Raw genomic sequence first — 16,982 nt, 5'->3', positions numbered from 1 at the left:
AGCGCGACGACGGCAGGGGACATCGGGTGGAGCGACCGGCGGATCTCGCCGCGGCGATCAACGCGGCCGCAGAGACGCTGATCGCCGTACTCGACTCGGCGGCGTCGCGGCATCAGGTGCCACCGACGCAGTTGCGGGTGCTGATGCTGATCAGTGGCCGCCCGGAGACCAATGTCAACGGGCTGGCGGAGTTGCTGGATGTGGTGCCCTCCTCGGCCAGCCGACTGTGCGACCGGTTGGAGGCGACCGGCCTGTTGCGTCGCGTGGCGGATCCGCGGGACCGGCGGGAGGTGCGGTTGGTGCCCACCGCTGCCGCGTTGACGCTGTTGCGGGAGTTGGCGGAGCGACGCCAGCGCGCGGTGCAGGCCGTGTTGGACAGGATGCCGCCCCGGACGCAGCACGACCTGTTGGTGTCCCTGTTGGCGTTCGGCCGAGCGGCGACGCAGACGGTGCCGGAGCAGCAGACCGACCCGGCAGCGGTCCAGACGGCCTGACGTCTTCCACTAGTGTCCTAGGACGCTCTCGCGGTGCGGTGGTGATCCACACCACACCACCACCGCACCGCAACGACGCCGCACAGCGGCCGATCCGCCGACGAGAGCCCGATATAGTGGCAGCGCACTTAACCGGCCCGCGATCTCGGTGATCGCGGGCCGTATCAGGACAGAGGTCCCGTCCCGGGGCCGCAGGGGAGCCGGTGACCGCCGGCCCGACAGCGCGTACGACCTCCGCCGCGCCCGATCTCGGCCTGGCGTCGGGGCGTGCCGTGAAGGAGGTTCGGTGTCGCGTCGGCCGGCTCAGGCAGAGCACCCGCGGGACACCGGCGAGCAGGCGCCCGGCGACCAGGTGCTCACCCTGCCCAACCTGATCAGCTTCGGGCGGCTGCTGGGCGTACCCCTGTTCCTCTATCTCTTCCTGGTCGCCCGGGCGGACGTCGCGGCGGTCGTGGTGCTGGCCATCGGCGGCACCACCGACTGGGTCGACGGTTGGATCGCCCGCCGACTGCGGCAGGTGAGCCGGCTCGGTGAGCTGCTCGACCCACTCGCCGACCGGCTCTACATCCTCGCCACGCTGCTGGCCTTCACCGCCCGCGAGTTGGTGCCGTGGCAGTTCACGGCGGCGCTGCTGGCCCGGGAGCTGCTGCTACTCGGTTCGCTGGCGGTGCTGCGCCGCTTCGGGTACGGGCCGCCGCCGGTGCACTACGTGGGCAAGACCGCCACGTTCCTGCTGCTCGCGGCGTTCCCGGTGCTGTTGCTGGCCACCGAGTGGAGCGCGGCGGCGACGGCCACGGCCGCGATCGGCTGGGGATTGGCCTGGTGGGGGCTGGTGCTCTACTGGGTGGCCGGCGCGATGTACGTGGTGCAGGCGTCGCGGCTGGTGCGCGGGGCGCGTGGCCGGGACGCGGCCGCGTGAGCGCGACGCCGCCGCCGCGGCCCCGCCCGGATCGGGTGTACGCGCCGGACTTCCTCACCGAGTTGTTCCGCAACCCGCTGGACCCGGGGTACGCGGACGCGGCCGCCGCGCGCCGGCGTGGGTCGTCTCCGGACGCGCCCCGGGGCTGGGCGGCGCGGTCGGTCGGCCTGGTTGTGGTGGTGGTGCTGGGTTTCCTGTTCGCGGTGGCGTACCGCCAGACGATGGCGGACGAGCCGGGGCGCGCCCAGGCGCGTTCGGGGCTGGTGGCGCAGATCAAGGAGCGGGAGAGTCAGACCGACCGGTTGTCGGCGCGGGCGGACCAGCTGCGCGAGGAGGTCAGCCGGCAGCGGGACGCGGCGTTGAGCGGTTCGGCGGCGGCGCGCCTGCGGGACCTGGAGGCGAGCACCGGGCTGGGTCGGGTGCGGGGTGACGGTGTGGTGGTGCGCCTGGCGGACGCTCCGGGGAAAGCGGACGCGGTGACCGGTGCGGGCGCGGGGCCACCGCGGGTGCTCTACAGCGATCTGCAGGGTGTGGCGAACGCGTTGTGGAGCGCCGGCGCGGAGGCGATCTCGATCAACGGGCAGCGGTTGACGTCGACGTCGACGATCCGTTCGGCGGGTGAGGCGATCCTGGTGGATTTCCGGCCGGTGACGGGGCCGTACGAGGTGTCGGCGACGGGCCCGGGGTCGATGCGGCGCAAGTTCGAGGACAGTCGGAACGCGGCGTTGATGCGGGAGGTCGCGCAGAAGACCGGCTTGTCGTTCGGTGTGCGGGACGAGGAGGACCTCACCCTGCCGGCGGCTCCGGAGCCGCAGCTACGCTACGCCAAGCCGTCGGTCAGTTCGAGCCCTTCTGGGGCGGGTGGCCGGTCTGGCAGTCCTGGGTCGTCGGGTTCTCCGGGGGCCGCTAGTCCTTCCGGAGGTGGCGGATGATCGCGGTGCTGGCGTTGCTCGCCGGTGTGGTGCTCGGGGTGTGGCTTGATCCCACGGTGCCTGCGGCGTTGCAGCCGTACCTGCCGATCGCGGTGGTCGCCGCGTTGGACGCGGTGTTCGGTGGGGTGCGGGCGAAGTTGGACCGCATCTTTGACGACAAGCAGTTCGTGGTGTCGTTCATCTCGAACGTGTTGGTGGCTGGTCTGATCGTGTATCTGGGTGACCAGTTGGGTGTGGGCGGGCAGTTGTCCACCGGTGTGGTGGTCGTTCTGGGTGTGCGCATCTTCGGAAATGTGGCGGCGATCCGTCGGCACCTGTTCCGGGCGTAGGTTTGACTGCGATGAGCGACGAGCAGGATGAGACGGGGACGGGCTGGCCGCAGCCGGCGGTGCCGGGGCGGCCCGGCGGGCCGGCGGGTGAGCCGGATCCGCGGCCGGACGCGCCGGATCCGGACGAGTTGAGTCCGTTGGCGCCGCGCGAGCCGGTGTCGGAGCCGCAGCCGGACGGCGCGGAGCCGGAGGTGACGCCGGCCGATGACGGGGCGACGGTGGACCTGCGCGCGGTGTCGCGGGCGGGGGAGCCGGCGGTGTCGTCGGACGAGCCGGACGAGCCGGACGTGCCGCCGCCCGCGCCCGCGGTGACCGGTCGGTCGCGGTGGAGCGCGGCCGGGGTGATGATCGCGGTGTTGTTGGCGTTGCTGGGGTTCACGCTGGTCGTGCAGTTGAAGACGACGTCGACGGATCCGACGTTGGGGGCGACGCGTCAGGAGGACCTGGTGCGGATCCTGTCGGATCTGGACGCGCGCGAGAGTCGCCTGCAGCAGGACATCCGGGCGTTGGAGGACAGTCAGCGGCAGTTGGCCTCGGGTGAGCAGGGTCGGCAGGCGGCGTTGGACGAGGCGACCCGTCGGGCGGACGAGCTGGGGATCCTGGCGGGCACGTTGCCGGCGGTGGGGCCGGGGTTGACGGTGCAGTTCTCCAGCGGTAGCAAGCCGATCACGGCGAACCGGGTGTTGGACGCGGTGCAGGAGTTGCGGGGCGCGGGCGCGGAGGCGATGCAGATCTCCGGCGGTGACCGCGCGACGGTGCGGGTGATCGCGTCGACGTATTTCCTGGATGGGGAGAACGGGTCGTTGATGGTGGAGGGGCGTCGGTTGACGGGTCCGTACACGATCACGGTGATCGGTGATCCGGCGACGATGCGTACGGCGTTGAACATTCCTGGTGGGGTGGTGGCGTCGGTCCGGGGTGACGGCGGTAACGTGACGTTTGGGGAGCGTGAGGTTGCCGAGGTTTCGGCGCTGCACGTGCCGACCAAGTAGGAAACACGCCCGTCCGGTCTCCTGACCGGCGCGGCCGCGCCGGGCCCGGGTGGTCCGGGGCACGATGGATGAGGACGCGTCTGGTGATTCCCGAGGATCTGCGATACACCGCCGAGCATGAGTGGGTGGCGGGTGACGGCACCGGTTCGATCCGGGTCGGCATCACGCACTTCGCGCAGGACGCGCTGGGTGACATCGTGTACGTGCAGTTGCCGGAGGCGGGTGCGGTCGTGGCGGCCGGTGACTCGTTGGGTGAGATCGAGTCGACCAAGAGCGTGTCGGAGATCTACGCGCCGGTCGCGGGTACGGTGGCCGCGCGGAACGAGGCGCTGGGTGACACTCCTGAGCTGATCAACACGGATCCGTACGGTGAGGGTTGGTTGGTGGAGATCACGCCGACTGATCCGACGGCGACCGACGGGTTGCTCACGGCGGGCGCGTATCAGAAGATCACCGAAGGCTGAGTGTGCTTGATCCGGCGTGCGGGATGTCTGCGCGCGTCCGGTTGCCCTGCATTTCGGCGCTGGCTAGGCTCGCCCAGTCGACCGAGAAGAACCCATTAGTTGTGCGTTGCGGAATTGCCTTCCCGGGCACGGGGAGCCAGCCGCCGGGTGTTGGAGTGCCCGGCGGCCAGACCCGCCATTACCCGACGCCGACCGAACAGATCCGTGAGGTGGTCCCATGACGCGCCCAGACGACGAGTTCCCCCCGCTCGACGTCACCTCGACGCTCAATCTCGGCTCGCTCGACGAAGTGCTGGAGGGGCCGGACACCGATGTGGTGCCGAGCCGGATGTCCGGTTCGTTGCCGCCGGGTATGGCGCTGCTGGTGGTTCGTCGCGGCCCGAATGCGGGTGCCCGGTTCTTGTTGGACCACGACGTGACGACCAGTGGCCGGCATCCGGACAGTGACATCTTCCTCGATGACGTGACGGTGTCGCGTCGGCACGCGGAGTTCCACCGTGATGGTGGGACGTTCACGGTGCGGGACGTGGGTAGCCTGAATGGCACGTACGTGAATCGTGAGCGGGTCGAGGCGGCCACGTTGAGCAATGGTGACGAGGTTCAGATCGGTAAGTTCCGGGTGGTGTTCATCGCCGGTCCGCGCCCGGAGGAGGAGGCCGGCCGGGGGTGAACGAGCCTGCGGCCTCCACGCCACCCGGGGCGGCCCGGTCCCAGCCGCTGATGAGCATCGGTGAGGTGCTGGGTCAGTTGCGGGTGGATTTCCCGGACACCACGATTTCGAAGTTGCGCTTCCTCGAGGCCGAAGGGCTGGTTGAGCCGCAGCGGACGGCGTCGGGTTACCGGAAGTACAGCTGGGACGATGTGGCGCGGTTGCGGTTTGTGTTGACCGCGCAGCGGGACAGGTACCTGCCGTTGCGGGTGATCCGTGAGCAGTTGGCCGAGTGGGATTCGTCCGGTGAGCAGCCGGAGCGGTCGCGGCCGGCGTTGGTGGCGGTGGGGCCCGATGGTGCGGTTCCGGGTCGGGAGTCGGCCGAGCCGGCCGAGTCGTCGCAGGTGCGGCTCGGCCGGGCTGAGTTGGTGGCCCGCAGTGGGATCGACGAGTCGACGCTTGTGGAGTTGGAGCGGCTCGGTGTGCTGGTGTCGGACCCGCCGGGCTGGTACGACGCGGATGCGTTGATCATCGCGTCGGCGGTGGCGGGTCTGGCGGCGTACGGGTTGGAGCCGCGGCATCTGCGGGGTTATCGGACTGCGGCCGATCGTGAGGTCGGGTTGTTCGCGCAGTTGGTGGCGCCGTTGGCGCGGCAGAGTGACCCGGCGGCGCGGGCGCGGGCGGCGGAGACGGCGCGGGAGTTGGTGGCGTTGTCGGAGCAGTTGCACGCGGCGTTGGTGCGGGTGGGGTTGCGGTCGACGTTGGGTCGGTGAGGTGCCCGGCAGGTGCGGCGGAGCGGAAAGATCTCTTCGGGGAAGCGTGCCGTAGGCTTGCCGGGGTAACTCCTTTCTGGCGCGGACGTGGTGCTGTAGCGCATGGGACGGCCGTGTTGCGGTCCGTGTACCGTGCAGGGAAGGGCGCGGTGCGTAGGTTGACGACGACACGGAGGCGGCGGTGCGCGAGCTGAGCGTGGTCGGAGTTCGGGTGGAGCTGCCCAGCAACCAGCCGATCGTCCTGCTCAGGGAGGTCGAGGGCGACCGCTATCTGCCGATCTGGATCGGTGCGGTCGAGGCCACGGCTATCGCTTATGAGCAGCAGGGGGTCAAGCCGGCCCGCCCGTTGACGCATGATCTTCTGCGGGATGTGTTGGCGGCGTTGCAGGCGCCGTTGCAGGCGGTGGAGATCACCGAGCTCAAGGAGAACGTGTTCTACGCCGATTTGTTGATCGGTGATGGGGTGCGGGTTTCGGCGCGTCCGAGCGATTCGATCGCGTTGGCGTTGCGGGTTGGCGCCCCGATTCGTTGTGCCGAGCAGGTCCTCAGCGAGGCGGGGATCGTTATCCCTGATGAGCAGGAGGATGAGGTGGAGAAGTTCCGCGAGTTCCTGGAGCAGGTGCGTCCGGAGGACTTCGCGGGCTGAGCGGTTCGGGTGCCCGGCTGGTGTCACGATGGGTGACGCCGGCGCGCGGTTGGTGATCTTTCTCGGTGGCTGCGCGGCGTGTCGCGCCGGTTCCTCCGCGGTAACCCCTGAAGGTGGCGTTAGGGTTGCCGTGTCGAGGGGTGCGCGTCGCAGGAAACGATGCGTCGCCGCACTGACGGGGAGGTTGTCCGCATGCACGAGCCGCAGGATCCCGATCCGGGTATACAGGTGAACGAGCCGGGTGTGACGCCTGAGGGTGACGGCTCGGTGGGCTACCGAGGTGTGACGGCGTGCCACGCGGTGGGCATCAGTTATCGGCAGTTGGATTACTGGGCTCGGACGACGTTGGTGGTGCCGAGCGTCCGGGACGCGTCGGGTTCGGGGACGCAGCGGTTGTACTCGTTCCGCGATCTGGTGGTGTTGAAGGTCGTGAAGCGGTTGTTGGATGCGGGGGTGTCCCTGCAGAACATCCGTAAGGCGATCGAGGCGCTGCGGTCGCGTGGTGTGGAGGATCTGGCGGGCATCACGCTGATCTCTGACGGGACGACGGTGTACGAGTGCCGGTCCCCGGAGGAGGTGGTCGACCTGTTGCAGGGTGGGCAGGGCGTGTTCGGGATCGCGATCGGTGGGGCCTTCAAGGAGATCCAGGGGTCGTTGTCGCATCTGCCGGCCGAGCCGGCGACGAGCGGCCCGGTGGAGCCGGTGGTGGGGTCCTCGTCGGATCCGGTGGGGGACGAGTTGGCGGCGCGGCGGGCGCGGCGGCGCGCGGGCTGAGTAGCGCTGCGCGTCTGTCGGTGTGCGGTCCGTTGGTGTGGGTGACTTTTTTGGGCACGCCCGTCTGGTGACTGTGGGTCAGGGCGGTCGACGTCGGGTGGCTGTTCCCCGGTCGATGAATCCACGGTGGACACTTTCTGTGGCGCTCCGGTTGCGGTGGGTTGATTCTCGGGTCGACTGTGGTGACGGTGTGTGTTCACCAGTTGTCGGGAATCGGATAGGGGGGCCCTGACCGGAGGTTGCGGGCACGCTATGGTCCGTCACGGTCCCCGCCGTGGTGCCCCGTGGCACGCGGGTGTCGCGTCGGTGGCCGTACCCCCTGCGCGTCACCGCGCGCGACCTTTCACCCCCGGAAGGAACGACCGTGACGGTTACGGAAGAGACCGCTGCCGCCTCGCACTACGACCGCATCGGCGGCGCGAGTTCGGTGAAGGCGGCCGTCGAACTGTTCTACGACAAGGTTCTCGCCGATCCCGAGCTGGCGGGCTATTTCGCCACTGTGGACATGCCGACGCAGCGTCGACACCTGGCGTTGATGTTGGCGGTGGTGTTGGACGGCCCGAACGAGTACGCGGGTCGCGGTTTGGCCGAGACGCACCAGCCGCTGGGCATCCCGGCGGAGCACTACGCGAAGGTGGGCGTGCACCTGATCACGACCCTGACGGAGTTGGGTGTGCCGGCCGACGTCCTGGACCACGTGCGCGCGGTGCTGGGGCAGGTGCAGGACCAGGTGGTGTCCACCGGAGAGCGTCCGGGCGCCTGAGCGTGGACGCGGCCCGACTCAAGCAGAGTTGGTCCCTTGTCGCCGCGCACGGCGACGAGGTGCCGCTCTACTTCTATTCGACGTTGTTCCTGGCGCATCCCGAAACGCGGCAGATGTTCCCGACGAACATGGCGGGGCAGCGGGATCGCCTCGTGACCGCGTTGGGGCACATCGTGTCGCATGTGGACCAGGTCGACCGACTGGTGGGTTTCCTGCAGGACCTCGGCGCGGACCACCGGAAGTTCGCGGTGCGCGCGGAGCATTACCCGGCGGTCGGTGAGGCGTTGCTGGCGACGTTGCAGCATTTCCTGGCCGAGCAGTGGACCGACGACCTGGCTCAGGACTGGGCGGCCGCGTACGGGTTGGTCGCGCAGGTGATGACGGAGGCGGCGCAGGCCGCCGAGGCGGTGAACCCACCGTGGTGGGTGGCGGAGATCGTGGCCCACGAGCGGCGGGCGTTCGACGTCGCGGTGGTGACGGTGCGTCCGCAGTACCTGTTGCCGTTCACTCCGGGTCAGTCGATCGGGGTGTCGCATCCGAGGGTGCGGTCGTGGCGGTACTACTCGCCGGCGAACGCGCCGCGCGCGGACGGCACGTTGGAGTTGCATGTGCGGGCCGCTCCGGGTGGCGCGGTGTCGTCGCGGCTGGTGTACGGCTCGGCGGTGGGTGACCGTGTCAATCTGGCCGCGCCGGTGGGGGAGCGGTTGGCGTTGTGGTCGGCGGGTTCCAGTGACCTGTTGTTGTTGACCTCGGGCACGGGTTGGGCGCCGATGAAGGCGTTGGTGGAGCAGATCGCCGCGGAGGGCTCCCGTCGTCGGGTGGACCTGTATGTGGGTGCGCGGTCGCGCAGCGAGTTCTACGACAGCGACGCGATCGACAAGATGGCGTCGTCGTTCCCCTGGTTGACGGTGACGTACGTGGTGGGCGCGGACGTGAACCGGCCGGGTGAGTTCGTGCAGGCGGTGGACCGGGCGTTGGCCGATGGTGACTGGCGTTCGCGGCACGTGTACGTGTGTGGATCCGACGAGATGGTGTCGCACGCGGCGCAGACGTTGGCGCGGGCGGGTTACCACGAGGGTCAGGTGCATCACGAGGGTCTGGGCAAGCAGTGGTACGGCCCGGCGTGGCGTACGGCGGTCCAGCAGTCGAGTTCAGGGGGTGACCAATGAGCGCGAGCCCGATCAGCCGGTACGACGGGATTCAGGTGTCCGGCGGTGTGCAGGTGCGGATGACCTCCGACCGGGTTCGGCGGTGGGAGTTCGGTACGGCGCCGTTCGCGCGCCGGGGCTATGACCACGCGGACGTGGACCGGTTCCGGGTGCAGATCGCCGACGAGTTGGATCTGTTGGCGACGCAGATCGCGCATCTGCGGGCGGAGAACGAGCGGCTGACCGATCGGGTGGAGTTGCACCGCCACGGGGTGATCCCGAGCACGGGGGCGGCGGCGAAGGTGCCGGCGGCCAAGGAGGTGAACCTGCTGTCGGCGGCGCAGCGGGAGGCCGAGCAGATCATCGCGCAGGCGCACGACTACGCGCGGCGGGTCGCCGAGTACGCCCGGGTGCAGTACGAGAGTTACATGCGGGCGGCAGCCGAGGAGGCGAAGCAGGAGGCCGAGCGTGCGGTGGCGGAGTACCGCAGTTCGGCCGGGTCGAGCTTCGACGACTCGGTGGCGACCCGGGAGGCGTTGCGGATCTTCGGCGAGATGATGGTGTCGCACATGCAGGCGGCGGCGCGGCACCTGGACGACGGCAGTGAGCAGTTGGTGCGCACGATGGACCGGATCGCGAAGGAGACGCCGGGGGCGCCTTTCGTGGGTGGCGCGGCCGGGCAGACGGCGTTGCCGCGTCACCACCAGCGCTGAACGCCGGGGGGTGGGGGCGAAACCCGAAAGCCCCCCCCCCCCCCGGGGGGGGGGGGGGGGGCCCCCCCCCCCCCCCCCACCCCCCGGTTGCGGTTCAGGTGGTGGCGGCGTGGATCGCGTCGGCGATCGGGGTGGGTCCGTCGACGAGTTCCAGGGTCGCCCCGGCGGTGCGGGGTTCGTTCAGGAGCGCGGCGAGGACGAGGGCGACGTCGGCGCGGCTGATGGCGCCCCGACCGGCATGTGGGGTGAGGGTGACGTGCCCGGTGGGTGCGTCGTCGGTGAGGCGGCCGGGGCGCAGGACCGTCCAGGCCAGGTCGCGGGCGCGCAGGTCGTCCTCGGCGGCGCGTTTGGCGCGCAGGTAGGCGGCCCACACGTCGTCGGTGCCGGCCGCGGGTGGCCGGTCCACGCCCATCGAGGAGACCAGCAGGTAGCGGTGGACTCCGGTGCGGGTGGCGGCGTCGGCGAGCAGCGCGGCGGCGGCCCGGTCGACGGTGTCCTTGCGGGCGGCGCCGCTGTCGGGGCCTGCGCCAGCGGCGAAGATGACCGCGTCGGCGTCGTGCAGGTGCGCGGCGACCTCCTCGACGTCGACGTGTTCCAGGTCGCAGAGGACCGCAGTGGCGCCCGCGGCGCGCAGGTCGTCGACGTGGTCGGGGTTGCGGATCAGACCGACGGCGGTGTCACCGCGTTCGGCGAGGTGCCGCTCCACGAGCAGGGCGATCTTGCCGTGGCCTCCGGCGATGACGACGCGCATGTGCCCAACCTACCGGCGGCCCCGACGTGGTCGCGGTGTGGCTCGCCCCTGCTGGACCGACGGCCGAGTCGGGGGGCGTGTGCCACTTGCCTCCTTTGGAGCTGACTCGTCTACGACATCGTCAGCCCTACCGGCTGTGCCGCTTGCCACCATCCGGGGAGAACAGACCGGGGAGAACGGACCGGGGAGAACGGACCGGGGAGAACGGACCGGGGAGAACAGACCGGGGAGAACGGACCGGGGAGAACGGACCGGGGAGAACGGACCGGGGCGACCGGGGGGTACGGACCGAGGGACAGCAGCGCGGCATCGTGTCCCCCCGCCCCCCGAGGTCGGGCGTGACCGTCCGAATCGTTGACGACATCAGCTCCAAAGGACCCGCGCACCACCCCCGCCACCCCCCCGCCGCCGGCCGTCAGCGTCGTCGACGCGCCGTCGGACCGCGCCGCCGCCGGCGGGTGGCCCTCCGACGGGTGGTCGGCATCGGGGGGTGCGCTGAGGCAGCATGAAGGGGTGACGACGAGTGTGCAGGAGCTGGCCGCGCTGGTGGCCGGCGGTCAGGTCGTCGTGCTCAGCGGGGCGGGCCTGTCCACCGAGTCGGGTATCCCGGACTATCGGGGGCCCAGCGGGGTGGCCCGCCGGCACACCCCGATGACGTTCCAGGCGTTCACCCGCGACGCGGTGGCGCGGCGGCGGTACTGGGCGCGTAGCCACCTGGGGTGGCGGTTGATCGCGCGGGCGGCGCCGAACGCGGGGCACCGGGCGGTGGCGCGGTTGCAGGACGCCGGCCTGGTCGACGCGGTGATCACGCAGAACGTGGACGGGTTGCACGGCGCGGCGGGCAGCGACCGGGTGGTGGAGCTGCACGGGCGCCTGGACGAGGTGATCTGCCTGGACTGCGGCAACCTGACCTCCCGCGAGGAGATGGACCGGCGGCTGCGCGAGGCGAACCCGGACTTCGTGGCCCAGGTCGCCGAGGTCAACCCCGACGGTGATGTTGATCTCCCTGACGAGCAGGTGGCGGGGTTTCGGCCGGTGGACTGCGGGATCTGCGGGACGGGGATGCTGAAACCGGACGTGGTGTTCTTCGGCGAGACGGTGCCGCCGCAGCGGGTGGAGCGGTGTTTCGCGCTGGTGGAGCAGGCCCGGGCGGTGGTGGTGCTGGGGTCGTCGTTGACGGTCATGTCGGGTCGCCGGTTCGTGATCCGGGCCGCGAAGCAGGGCATTCCGGTAGCGATCGTCAACCAGGGGCCGACCCGGGGTGACGGGTACGCCACGGTGCGCGTCGACGCGCCGCTGGGGGATGTGCTGCCGGAGCTCGCCGAGCGGGTGACCGGCGCGTCGGCGGTGCCGGTGTGACAGCAGCCGCGGGGTAGGACATCTGCTGGAAACACCGGCGCTGGTAGCGTTGACCACGCCGGTACCACCCACGTGGGAGAGACCGCCTCGACAGCAGGGGCGGCGCCGAAGGGGCAAATCCTCCCCGGAACCTCTCAGGCAAAAGGACCTCGTGGGCAGGCACTGTGGAGCGCTCCGGTGGGGTGTGACAGAGGGGGAGGCCGACCCGTCGACCTCGCCCGGGAGCGCCCCTGATGTCCGTAGAGCAGTTCGCCACCCGTCACATCGGCCCCGGCCCCGACGACGAGCGCCGCATGTTGGAGGTCGTCGGGCACGACTCCATCGACGAGTTGATGGACGCCGCGATCCCCGAGGTGATCCGCTGGCACGGCACCCTCGATCTTCCGGACGCGGCCACCGAGGCCGAGGCCATCGCCGAGCTGCGGGCCCTGGCGGCCCGCAACACCGTCGCCGTGTCCATGATCGGCCTGGGCTACCACGGCACGCACACCCCGGCGGTGATCCGCCGTAACGTCCTGGAGGACCCGGCCTGGTACACGGCGTACACGCCGTACCAGCCGGAGATCAGCCAGGGCCGGCTCGAGGCGCTGCTGAACTTCCAGACGATGGTCACCGACCTGACCGGCCTGGCCACCGCGAACGCCTCCATGCTCGACGAGGGCACCGCCGCCGCGGAGGCGATGACCCTCGCGCGCCGCGCGTCCAAGAGCAAGAGCGGGGTGTACGTCGTCGACGCCGACGCCCTGCCGCAGACCATCGCGGTGATCACCAGCCGGGCGGTGCCCCTGGGCATCGACGTGCGGGTCCTCGACGTCGAGCACGACGAGCTGCCGGCGGAGTTCTTCGGCCTGCACCTGCAGTACCCGGGCGCGTCCGGGGCGGTGCGTGACCACGCGCGCCTGGTCGAGGCGGCGCACGCCGTCGGCGCCCTCGTGACCGTCGCGGCGGACCTGTTGGCGTTGACGCTGCTGCGGGCCCCGGGGCAGATCGGCGCGGACATCGCCGCCGGCGCCACCCAGCGCTTCGGCGTACCGATGGGCTTCGGTGGGCCGCACGCCGGTTACCTGGCGGTGCGCGCGGGGCTGGAGCGGATGCTGCCCGGGCGCCTGGTCGGGGTGTCGCGCGACGCGGACGGCAACCCGGCGTACCGGTTGGCGTTGCAGACCCGCGAGCAGCACATCCGGCGGGAGAAGGCCACCAGCAACATCTGCACCGCGCAGGTGCTCCTCGCGGTGATGGCCGGCATGTACGCCGTCTACCACGGCCCGGACGGGCTGCGGGACATCGCGGCGCGTACCCACGCCATGGCGGCGCGGCTCGCGGCCGGGCTGCGCGCCGGCGGCGTGGACGTCGCGGACGTCGCGTTCTTCGACACCGTCACCGCGACCGTGCCCGGCGGCGCGGCGCGGGTCGTCGCGGCCGCCGCCGAGCGGGGCGTGAACCTGCGCCTCGTTGACGCCGACCGGGTCGGGATGTCCTGCGACGAGACGACCACCGACGCGCACCTGCGGCAGGTGTGGGAGGCGTTCGGCGTTCCCGCGTTCGACGGCGAGGGCGACGCGGCCCTGCCGGGCGACCTGGCCCGGACGACCGACTTCCTGACCCACCCGGTGTTCCGCAGCCACCACTCCGAGACGGCGATGCTGCGCTACCTGCGGCGGCTGTCGGACTTCGACTACGCCCTGGACCGGGGCATGATCCCGCTCGGGTCGTGCACGATGAAGCTGAACGCGACCACCGAGATGGAGCCGGTGAGCTGGGCGGAGTTCGCGCACATCCACCCGTTCGCGCCGGACGACCAGACCGTCGGGTACCGGGAGATGATCGGCCAGTTGGAGTCGTGGCTGGCCGAGGTGACCGGCTACGACGCGGTGAGCGTGCAGCCCAACGCAGGCTCACAGGGTGAGCTGGCCGGGCTGCTGGCCATCCGCTCGTACCACGCGTCGCGCGGCGAGACGCACCGCGACGTGTGCCTGATCCCGTCGTCGGCGCACGGCACCAACGCCGCCAGCGCCGTGATGGCCGGCATGCGGGTCGTCGTGGTGGCCTGCGACGACGACGGCAACGTCGACCTCGTCGACCTCGACGCGAAGATCGACAAGCACCGGGACGCCCTCGCCGCGATCATGGTGACGTACCCGTCGACCCACGGCGTGTACGAGACGGGCATCGCGTCGCTGTGCGCGAAGGTCCACGACGCCGGCGGGCAGGTGTACGTCGACGGGGCGAACCTCAACGCCCTCGTCGGGTACGCCAAGCCCGGCCGGTTCGGCGCGGACGTGTCGCACCTCAACCTGCACAAGACGTTCTGCATCCCGCACGGCGGCGGTGGCCCCGGGGTGGGCCCGGTCGCGGTCCGCGCGCACCTCGCGCCGTTCCTGCCCGGCGACCCGCTGGGCGCGCACGTCGACGCCACGCCGGCGATCTCGGCGGCGAAGTACGGGTCGGCGGGGATCCTGCCGATCCCGTGGGCGTACCTGCGGATGATGGGCGCCGAAGGGCTGACCCGGGCCACCGGCGTGGCGGTCCTCGCCGCGAACTACGTGGCCGCGCGGCTGCGCGAGCACTACCCGGTGCTGTACGCCGGCAACAAGGGCCTGGTCGCGCACGAGTGCATCCTCGACCTGCGGCCGTTGACGAAGGCGACCGGCGTGAGCGTGGACGACGTGGCGAAGCGGCTCATCGACTACGGCTTCCACGCGCCGACGATGTCGTTCCCGGTGGCCGGGACTCTGATGGTGGAGCCGACCGAGAGTGAGGACCTGGCCGAGCTGGACCGGTTCTGCGACGCGATGATCGCGATCCGCGCCGAGATCGAGCAGGTCGGCTCGGGGCAGTGGCCGGCGGGGGACAACCCACTGGCGAACGCGCCGCACACCGCGGCGATGGTCAGCGGTGACGAGTGGCCGCACCCGTACCCCCGGTCGGTGGGCGCGTACCCGGGCGGGGTGGACCGGGCCGGGAAGTACTGGCCGCCGGTACGGCGAATCGACGGCGCGTACGGCGACCGGAACCTGGTCTGCTCATGCCCGTCGCCGGAGGCGTTCGAGGACTGACGGCGGGCACGCCGGGGCGGGCGGTATCGGCCCGTCCCGGCAGCCGCTGCGCGGTTGGCCAGCGACTCGGTGTGGTGACGCTGGGTGGTCGTTCAGGCCACGAGGGCGTGGCGGGCGGGGCCGCGGTGGGGTGCGATGCTGCTGCCGTCGGGGAGCAACTCACCGGTGTCCTCGAAGACGATCACGCCGTTGCAGAGCAGGCTCCAGCCCTGCTCAGGGAAGCAGGCGAGGACCCGGGCGGCTTCCCGATCGGTGGCTTCAGCTAAGGGGCAGGTCGGTTGGTGCTGGCACATCGGGTTCTCCGGACTGTGGGGGCACTGTGTCATGGTTCACATGACCAGTGACGCACAGTACCAAGCGAAAGTGTCCAGCATCGAGCAGGTGTCGCCTTGCCGTACCAGAAATCCACTGAACGGATGAGGAAGATCGGACCATACGGCGTGGAAACGCTCCCACAGGTGCTGGTCGATGCGCCCGCGGCACCACCCGCATGCCGCGACAGCCTCGTCGAACGCGCCCGACTCCAGTGGCACCGCGCCGACGGCGGCGACCCCGCCGTACTCGCCGAGGAGTTCCTGGCCGCACACGGCCTGGACCTACGCGACCTGAACCGACCCGCCGCACACGGCCCGGACGTCTGCGGCGCCGCCCTCTACCTGTCCGCCGCCGCCGCCGGAGCGCAACTGGCCGGCGCACCCACCACCGCACCCGAACCCGCACCCACCCTGCCCGACCTCGCCGTCGTCGTCTACGACCACGGACCCACCCGAGCACCCGCCGCCCCCGACGACACACCCTGGTGGCTCGGCCCGTGGACCGAGAGCTGGACACCCGCGCAACACGCCGCCGCCGTCGACACCGTCCGCGCCGCCATCGGCCGCGGCGACATCTACCAGACCAACCTCGTCGGACACGCCGCCGCCCCCTACAGCGGCGACCCACTGCCCGCCCTACGCCGCCTCGGCGCCCTTCCCGGCGCCCGCTACGGCGGCGTCCTCACCGGCGACGGCTGGGCCATCGGCTGCGCCTCCCCGGAAACCCTCGTCGAGGTCCACCACGGCCAGATCATCACCCGACCCATCAAAGGCACCCGCCCCGCCACCGCCACCGGCCGTGCCGAACTGCTCACCAGCGCCAAGGAACGCGCCGAACACATCATGATCGTCGACCTGGAACGCAACGACCTCGCCCGCATCGCCCGCACCGGCACCGTCACCGTCGACGAACTGTTCGCCGTACGCCGCTGGTGCGACCTGTGGCAGGCCGAATCCACCGTCCGCGCGCACGCCGCCCACGGCCTCGGCCTCGCCGACCTGCTCCGCGCCACCTGCCCCGGCGGCTCCGTCACCGGCGCCCCGAAACTCGCCGCCCTCACCCACATCGCCACCGCCGAACCCGTCGGCCGAGGCGCCAGCATGGGCGCCCTCGGCTGGGTCGCCCCCGGCCGCATCGACCTCGGCCTGACCATCCGCACCGCCGCCGCCGACGGCCACGCCCTGCACACCTGGGCCGGCGGCGGCATCACCTGGGACAGCGACCCCACCGCCGAGGTCGCCGAAGCCGCCGCCAAGACCGCGCCCGTACGCGCCACCCTGGCCGGACGCTGACACCACCACCGATACGCTGACCCCCATGACCATGCGGCCCATCCGGATCATCGGCGACCCCGTCCTGCGCACCGAAGCCGAGCCGGTCACCACCTTCGACGCCGAACTACGCGCCCTGGTCACCGACCTGATGGACACCCTGCTCGGCGAACCCGGCCGCGCCGGCGTCGCCGCACCCCAGATCGGCGTCAGCGCCCAGGTCTTCGTCTACGGCGCCGACGGCCACCGAGGCCACCTCATCAACCCCACCCTCGAGCTGTCCGACGAACCCCAGGGCGACGACGAAGGCTGCCTGTCCATCCCCGGGCTCTACTTCCCGACCGTGCGCGCCCTGCACGCCACCGCCCACGGCGTCGACCAGCGCGGCGAACCGCTGACCATCACCGGCAGCGGATTCCTCGCCCGCGCCCTGCAACACGAGACCGACCACCTGCGCGGCACCCTCTACGTCGACACCCTGCGCGGCGACATCCGCCGCCGGGCCCTGCGCGAGATCCGCGCCGGCCGCTTCGACTCACCCAGCCGCCGCAGCTAGCACCAACGCCGTTCAGTTAGGCGGTGGGTGTGGTCGTCAAGGGTCCGGGCTGATGATGTTGATACTGGTGGTGGCCTG

At 71.1% G+C, this 16,982-nt stretch carries 18 protein-coding genes, 1 pseudogene and 1 riboswitch; of the genes and pseudogenes, 17 read left to right on the top strand and 2 right to left on the bottom strand.

All coding sequences use genetic code 11. From position 1 onward, the window contains the following. Positions 1-26 precede the first annotated feature (26 nt). The 13 genes and pseudogenes from ACLQ25_RS26615 (at position 27) to ACLQ25_RS26555 (ending at position 9,596) form a co-directional block, all read left to right on the top strand. On the top strand, positions 27-494 hold the full coding sequence (locus tag ACLQ25_RS26615) for a MarR family winged helix-turn-helix transcriptional regulator (protein WP_425733541.1): 468 nt from the start codon (positions 27-29) through the stop codon (positions 492-494). Positions 495-780: 286 nt separating this feature from the next. Next, complete coding sequence (locus ACLQ25_RS26610; RefSeq protein WP_425733523.1) at positions 781-1,413, top strand: CDP-alcohol phosphatidyltransferase family protein; 633 nt, start codon at positions 781-783, stop codon at positions 1,411-1,413. Further along, positions 1,410-2,345 carry a DUF881 domain-containing protein gene (locus ACLQ25_RS26605; protein ID WP_425733522.1) on the top strand — a complete coding sequence of 312 codons (936 nt, stop codon included), beginning with the start codon at positions 1,410-1,412 and terminating at the stop codon, positions 2,343-2,345. The genes ACLQ25_RS26610 and ACLQ25_RS26605 overlap by 4 nt, the downstream gene beginning before the upstream one ends. After that, the gene (locus ACLQ25_RS26600; RefSeq protein ID WP_007460356.1) at positions 2,342-2,674 is read left to right on the top strand and encodes a small basic family protein; all 333 of its coding nucleotides are present in this window, start codon (positions 2,342-2,344) and stop codon (positions 2,672-2,674) included. Before ACLQ25_RS26605 ends, ACLQ25_RS26600 begins: the two co-directional genes overlap by 4 nt. An 11-nt stretch (positions 2,675-2,685) precedes the next feature. After that, a pseudogene (locus ACLQ25_RS26595) lies at positions 2,686-3,691 on the top strand (DUF881 domain-containing protein). 58 nt (positions 3,692-3,749) lie between these two features. After that, complete coding sequence (gcvH, locus tag ACLQ25_RS26590; protein ID WP_355051255.1) at positions 3,750-4,130, top strand: glycine cleavage system protein GcvH; 381 nt, start codon at positions 3,750-3,752, stop codon at positions 4,128-4,130. A gap of 217 nt (positions 4,131-4,347) precedes the next feature. Next, complete coding sequence (gene odhI / locus ACLQ25_RS26585; RefSeq protein ID WP_007071101.1) at positions 4,348-4,800, top strand: oxoglutarate dehydrogenase inhibitor Odhl; 453 nt, start codon at positions 4,348-4,350, stop codon at positions 4,798-4,800. 50 nt (positions 4,801-4,850) lie between these two features. Further along, complete coding sequence (locus tag ACLQ25_RS26580; RefSeq protein WP_355051256.1) at positions 4,851-5,552, top strand: MerR family transcriptional regulator; 702 nt, start codon at positions 4,851-4,853, stop codon at positions 5,550-5,552. 181 nt (positions 5,553-5,733) lie between these two features. Continuing rightward, positions 5,734-6,198: a bifunctional nuclease family protein gene (locus ACLQ25_RS26575; protein WP_007460347.1), complete on the top strand. Its 465-nt coding sequence runs from the start codon at positions 5,734-5,736 to the stop codon at positions 6,196-6,198. A gap of 192 nt (positions 6,199-6,390) precedes the next feature. Then, positions 6,391-6,972 carry a MerR family transcriptional regulator gene (locus ACLQ25_RS26570; RefSeq protein ID WP_425733521.1) on the top strand — a complete coding sequence of 194 codons (582 nt, stop codon included), beginning with the start codon at positions 6,391-6,393 and terminating at the stop codon, positions 6,970-6,972. Between the two features lie 364 nt (positions 6,973-7,336). After that, positions 7,337-7,735, top strand: a complete 399-nt coding sequence (locus ACLQ25_RS26565) for a group I truncated hemoglobin (RefSeq protein ID WP_425733520.1) — start codon at positions 7,337-7,339, stop codon at positions 7,733-7,735. 2 nt (positions 7,736-7,737) lie between these two features. Further along, the gene (locus ACLQ25_RS26560) at positions 7,738-8,904 is read left to right on the top strand and encodes a globin domain-containing protein (RefSeq protein WP_425733519.1); all 1,167 of its coding nucleotides are present in this window, start codon (positions 7,738-7,740) and stop codon (positions 8,902-8,904) included. Continuing rightward, on the top strand, positions 8,901-9,596 hold the full coding sequence (locus tag ACLQ25_RS26555; RefSeq protein ID WP_425733518.1) for a DivIVA domain-containing protein: 696 nt from the start codon (positions 8,901-8,903) through the stop codon (positions 9,594-9,596). Before ACLQ25_RS26560 ends, ACLQ25_RS26555 begins: the two co-directional genes overlap by 4 nt. Before the next feature lie 94 nt (positions 9,597-9,690). Here the strand turns inward: ACLQ25_RS26555 and ACLQ25_RS26550 are convergent, their stop codons facing one another. Then, positions 9,691-10,347, bottom strand: a complete 657-nt coding sequence (locus ACLQ25_RS26550; RefSeq protein ID WP_425733517.1) for an SDR family oxidoreductase — start codon at positions 10,345-10,347, stop codon at positions 9,691-9,693. 513 nt (positions 10,348-10,860) lie between these two features. On the opposite strand from ACLQ25_RS26550, the gene ACLQ25_RS26545 reads away from it, so the two are divergent. Then, positions 10,861-11,706: an NAD-dependent protein deacetylase gene (locus ACLQ25_RS26545; protein WP_425733516.1), complete on the top strand. Its 846-nt coding sequence runs from the start codon at positions 10,861-10,863 to the stop codon at positions 11,704-11,706. 63 nt (positions 11,707-11,769) lie between these two features. Continuing rightward, positions 11,770-11,866, top strand: a riboswitch (glycine riboswitch). 73 nt (positions 11,867-11,939) lie between these two features. Further along, positions 11,940-14,762 (top strand): aminomethyl-transferring glycine dehydrogenase, encoded by a 2,823-nt coding sequence (gcvP, locus tag ACLQ25_RS26540; protein WP_425733515.1) that lies wholly within the window; start codon positions 11,940-11,942, stop codon positions 14,760-14,762. A gap of 92 nt (positions 14,763-14,854) precedes the next feature. Here gcvP and ACLQ25_RS26535 read toward each other — a convergent pair whose 3' ends face one another. Further along, positions 14,855-15,055, bottom strand: a complete 201-nt coding sequence (locus tag ACLQ25_RS26535) for a DUF5999 family protein (protein ID WP_234586185.1) — start codon at positions 15,053-15,055, stop codon at positions 14,855-14,857. A 96-nt stretch (positions 15,056-15,151) separates the two neighbouring features. On the opposite strand from ACLQ25_RS26535, the gene ACLQ25_RS26530 reads away from it, so the two are divergent. Next, positions 15,152-16,369: a chorismate-binding protein gene (locus ACLQ25_RS26530; RefSeq protein WP_425733514.1), complete on the top strand. Its 1,218-nt coding sequence runs from the start codon at positions 15,152-15,154 to the stop codon at positions 16,367-16,369. Between the two features lie 25 nt (positions 16,370-16,394). Next, positions 16,395-16,904 (top strand): peptide deformylase, encoded by a 510-nt coding sequence (locus ACLQ25_RS26525; protein WP_425733513.1) that lies wholly within the window; start codon positions 16,395-16,397, stop codon positions 16,902-16,904. Positions 16,905-16,982: the final 78 nt, after the last annotated feature.

It is taken from the genome of Micromonospora sp. DT44, from assembly GCF_049841635.1.
Classification (GTDB): Bacteria; Actinomycetota; Actinomycetes; order Mycobacteriales; family Micromonosporaceae; genus Micromonospora.
Note: the sequence above shows the minus strand (reverse complement) of the source record. Positions and strands in the feature narration are given on the sequence as shown.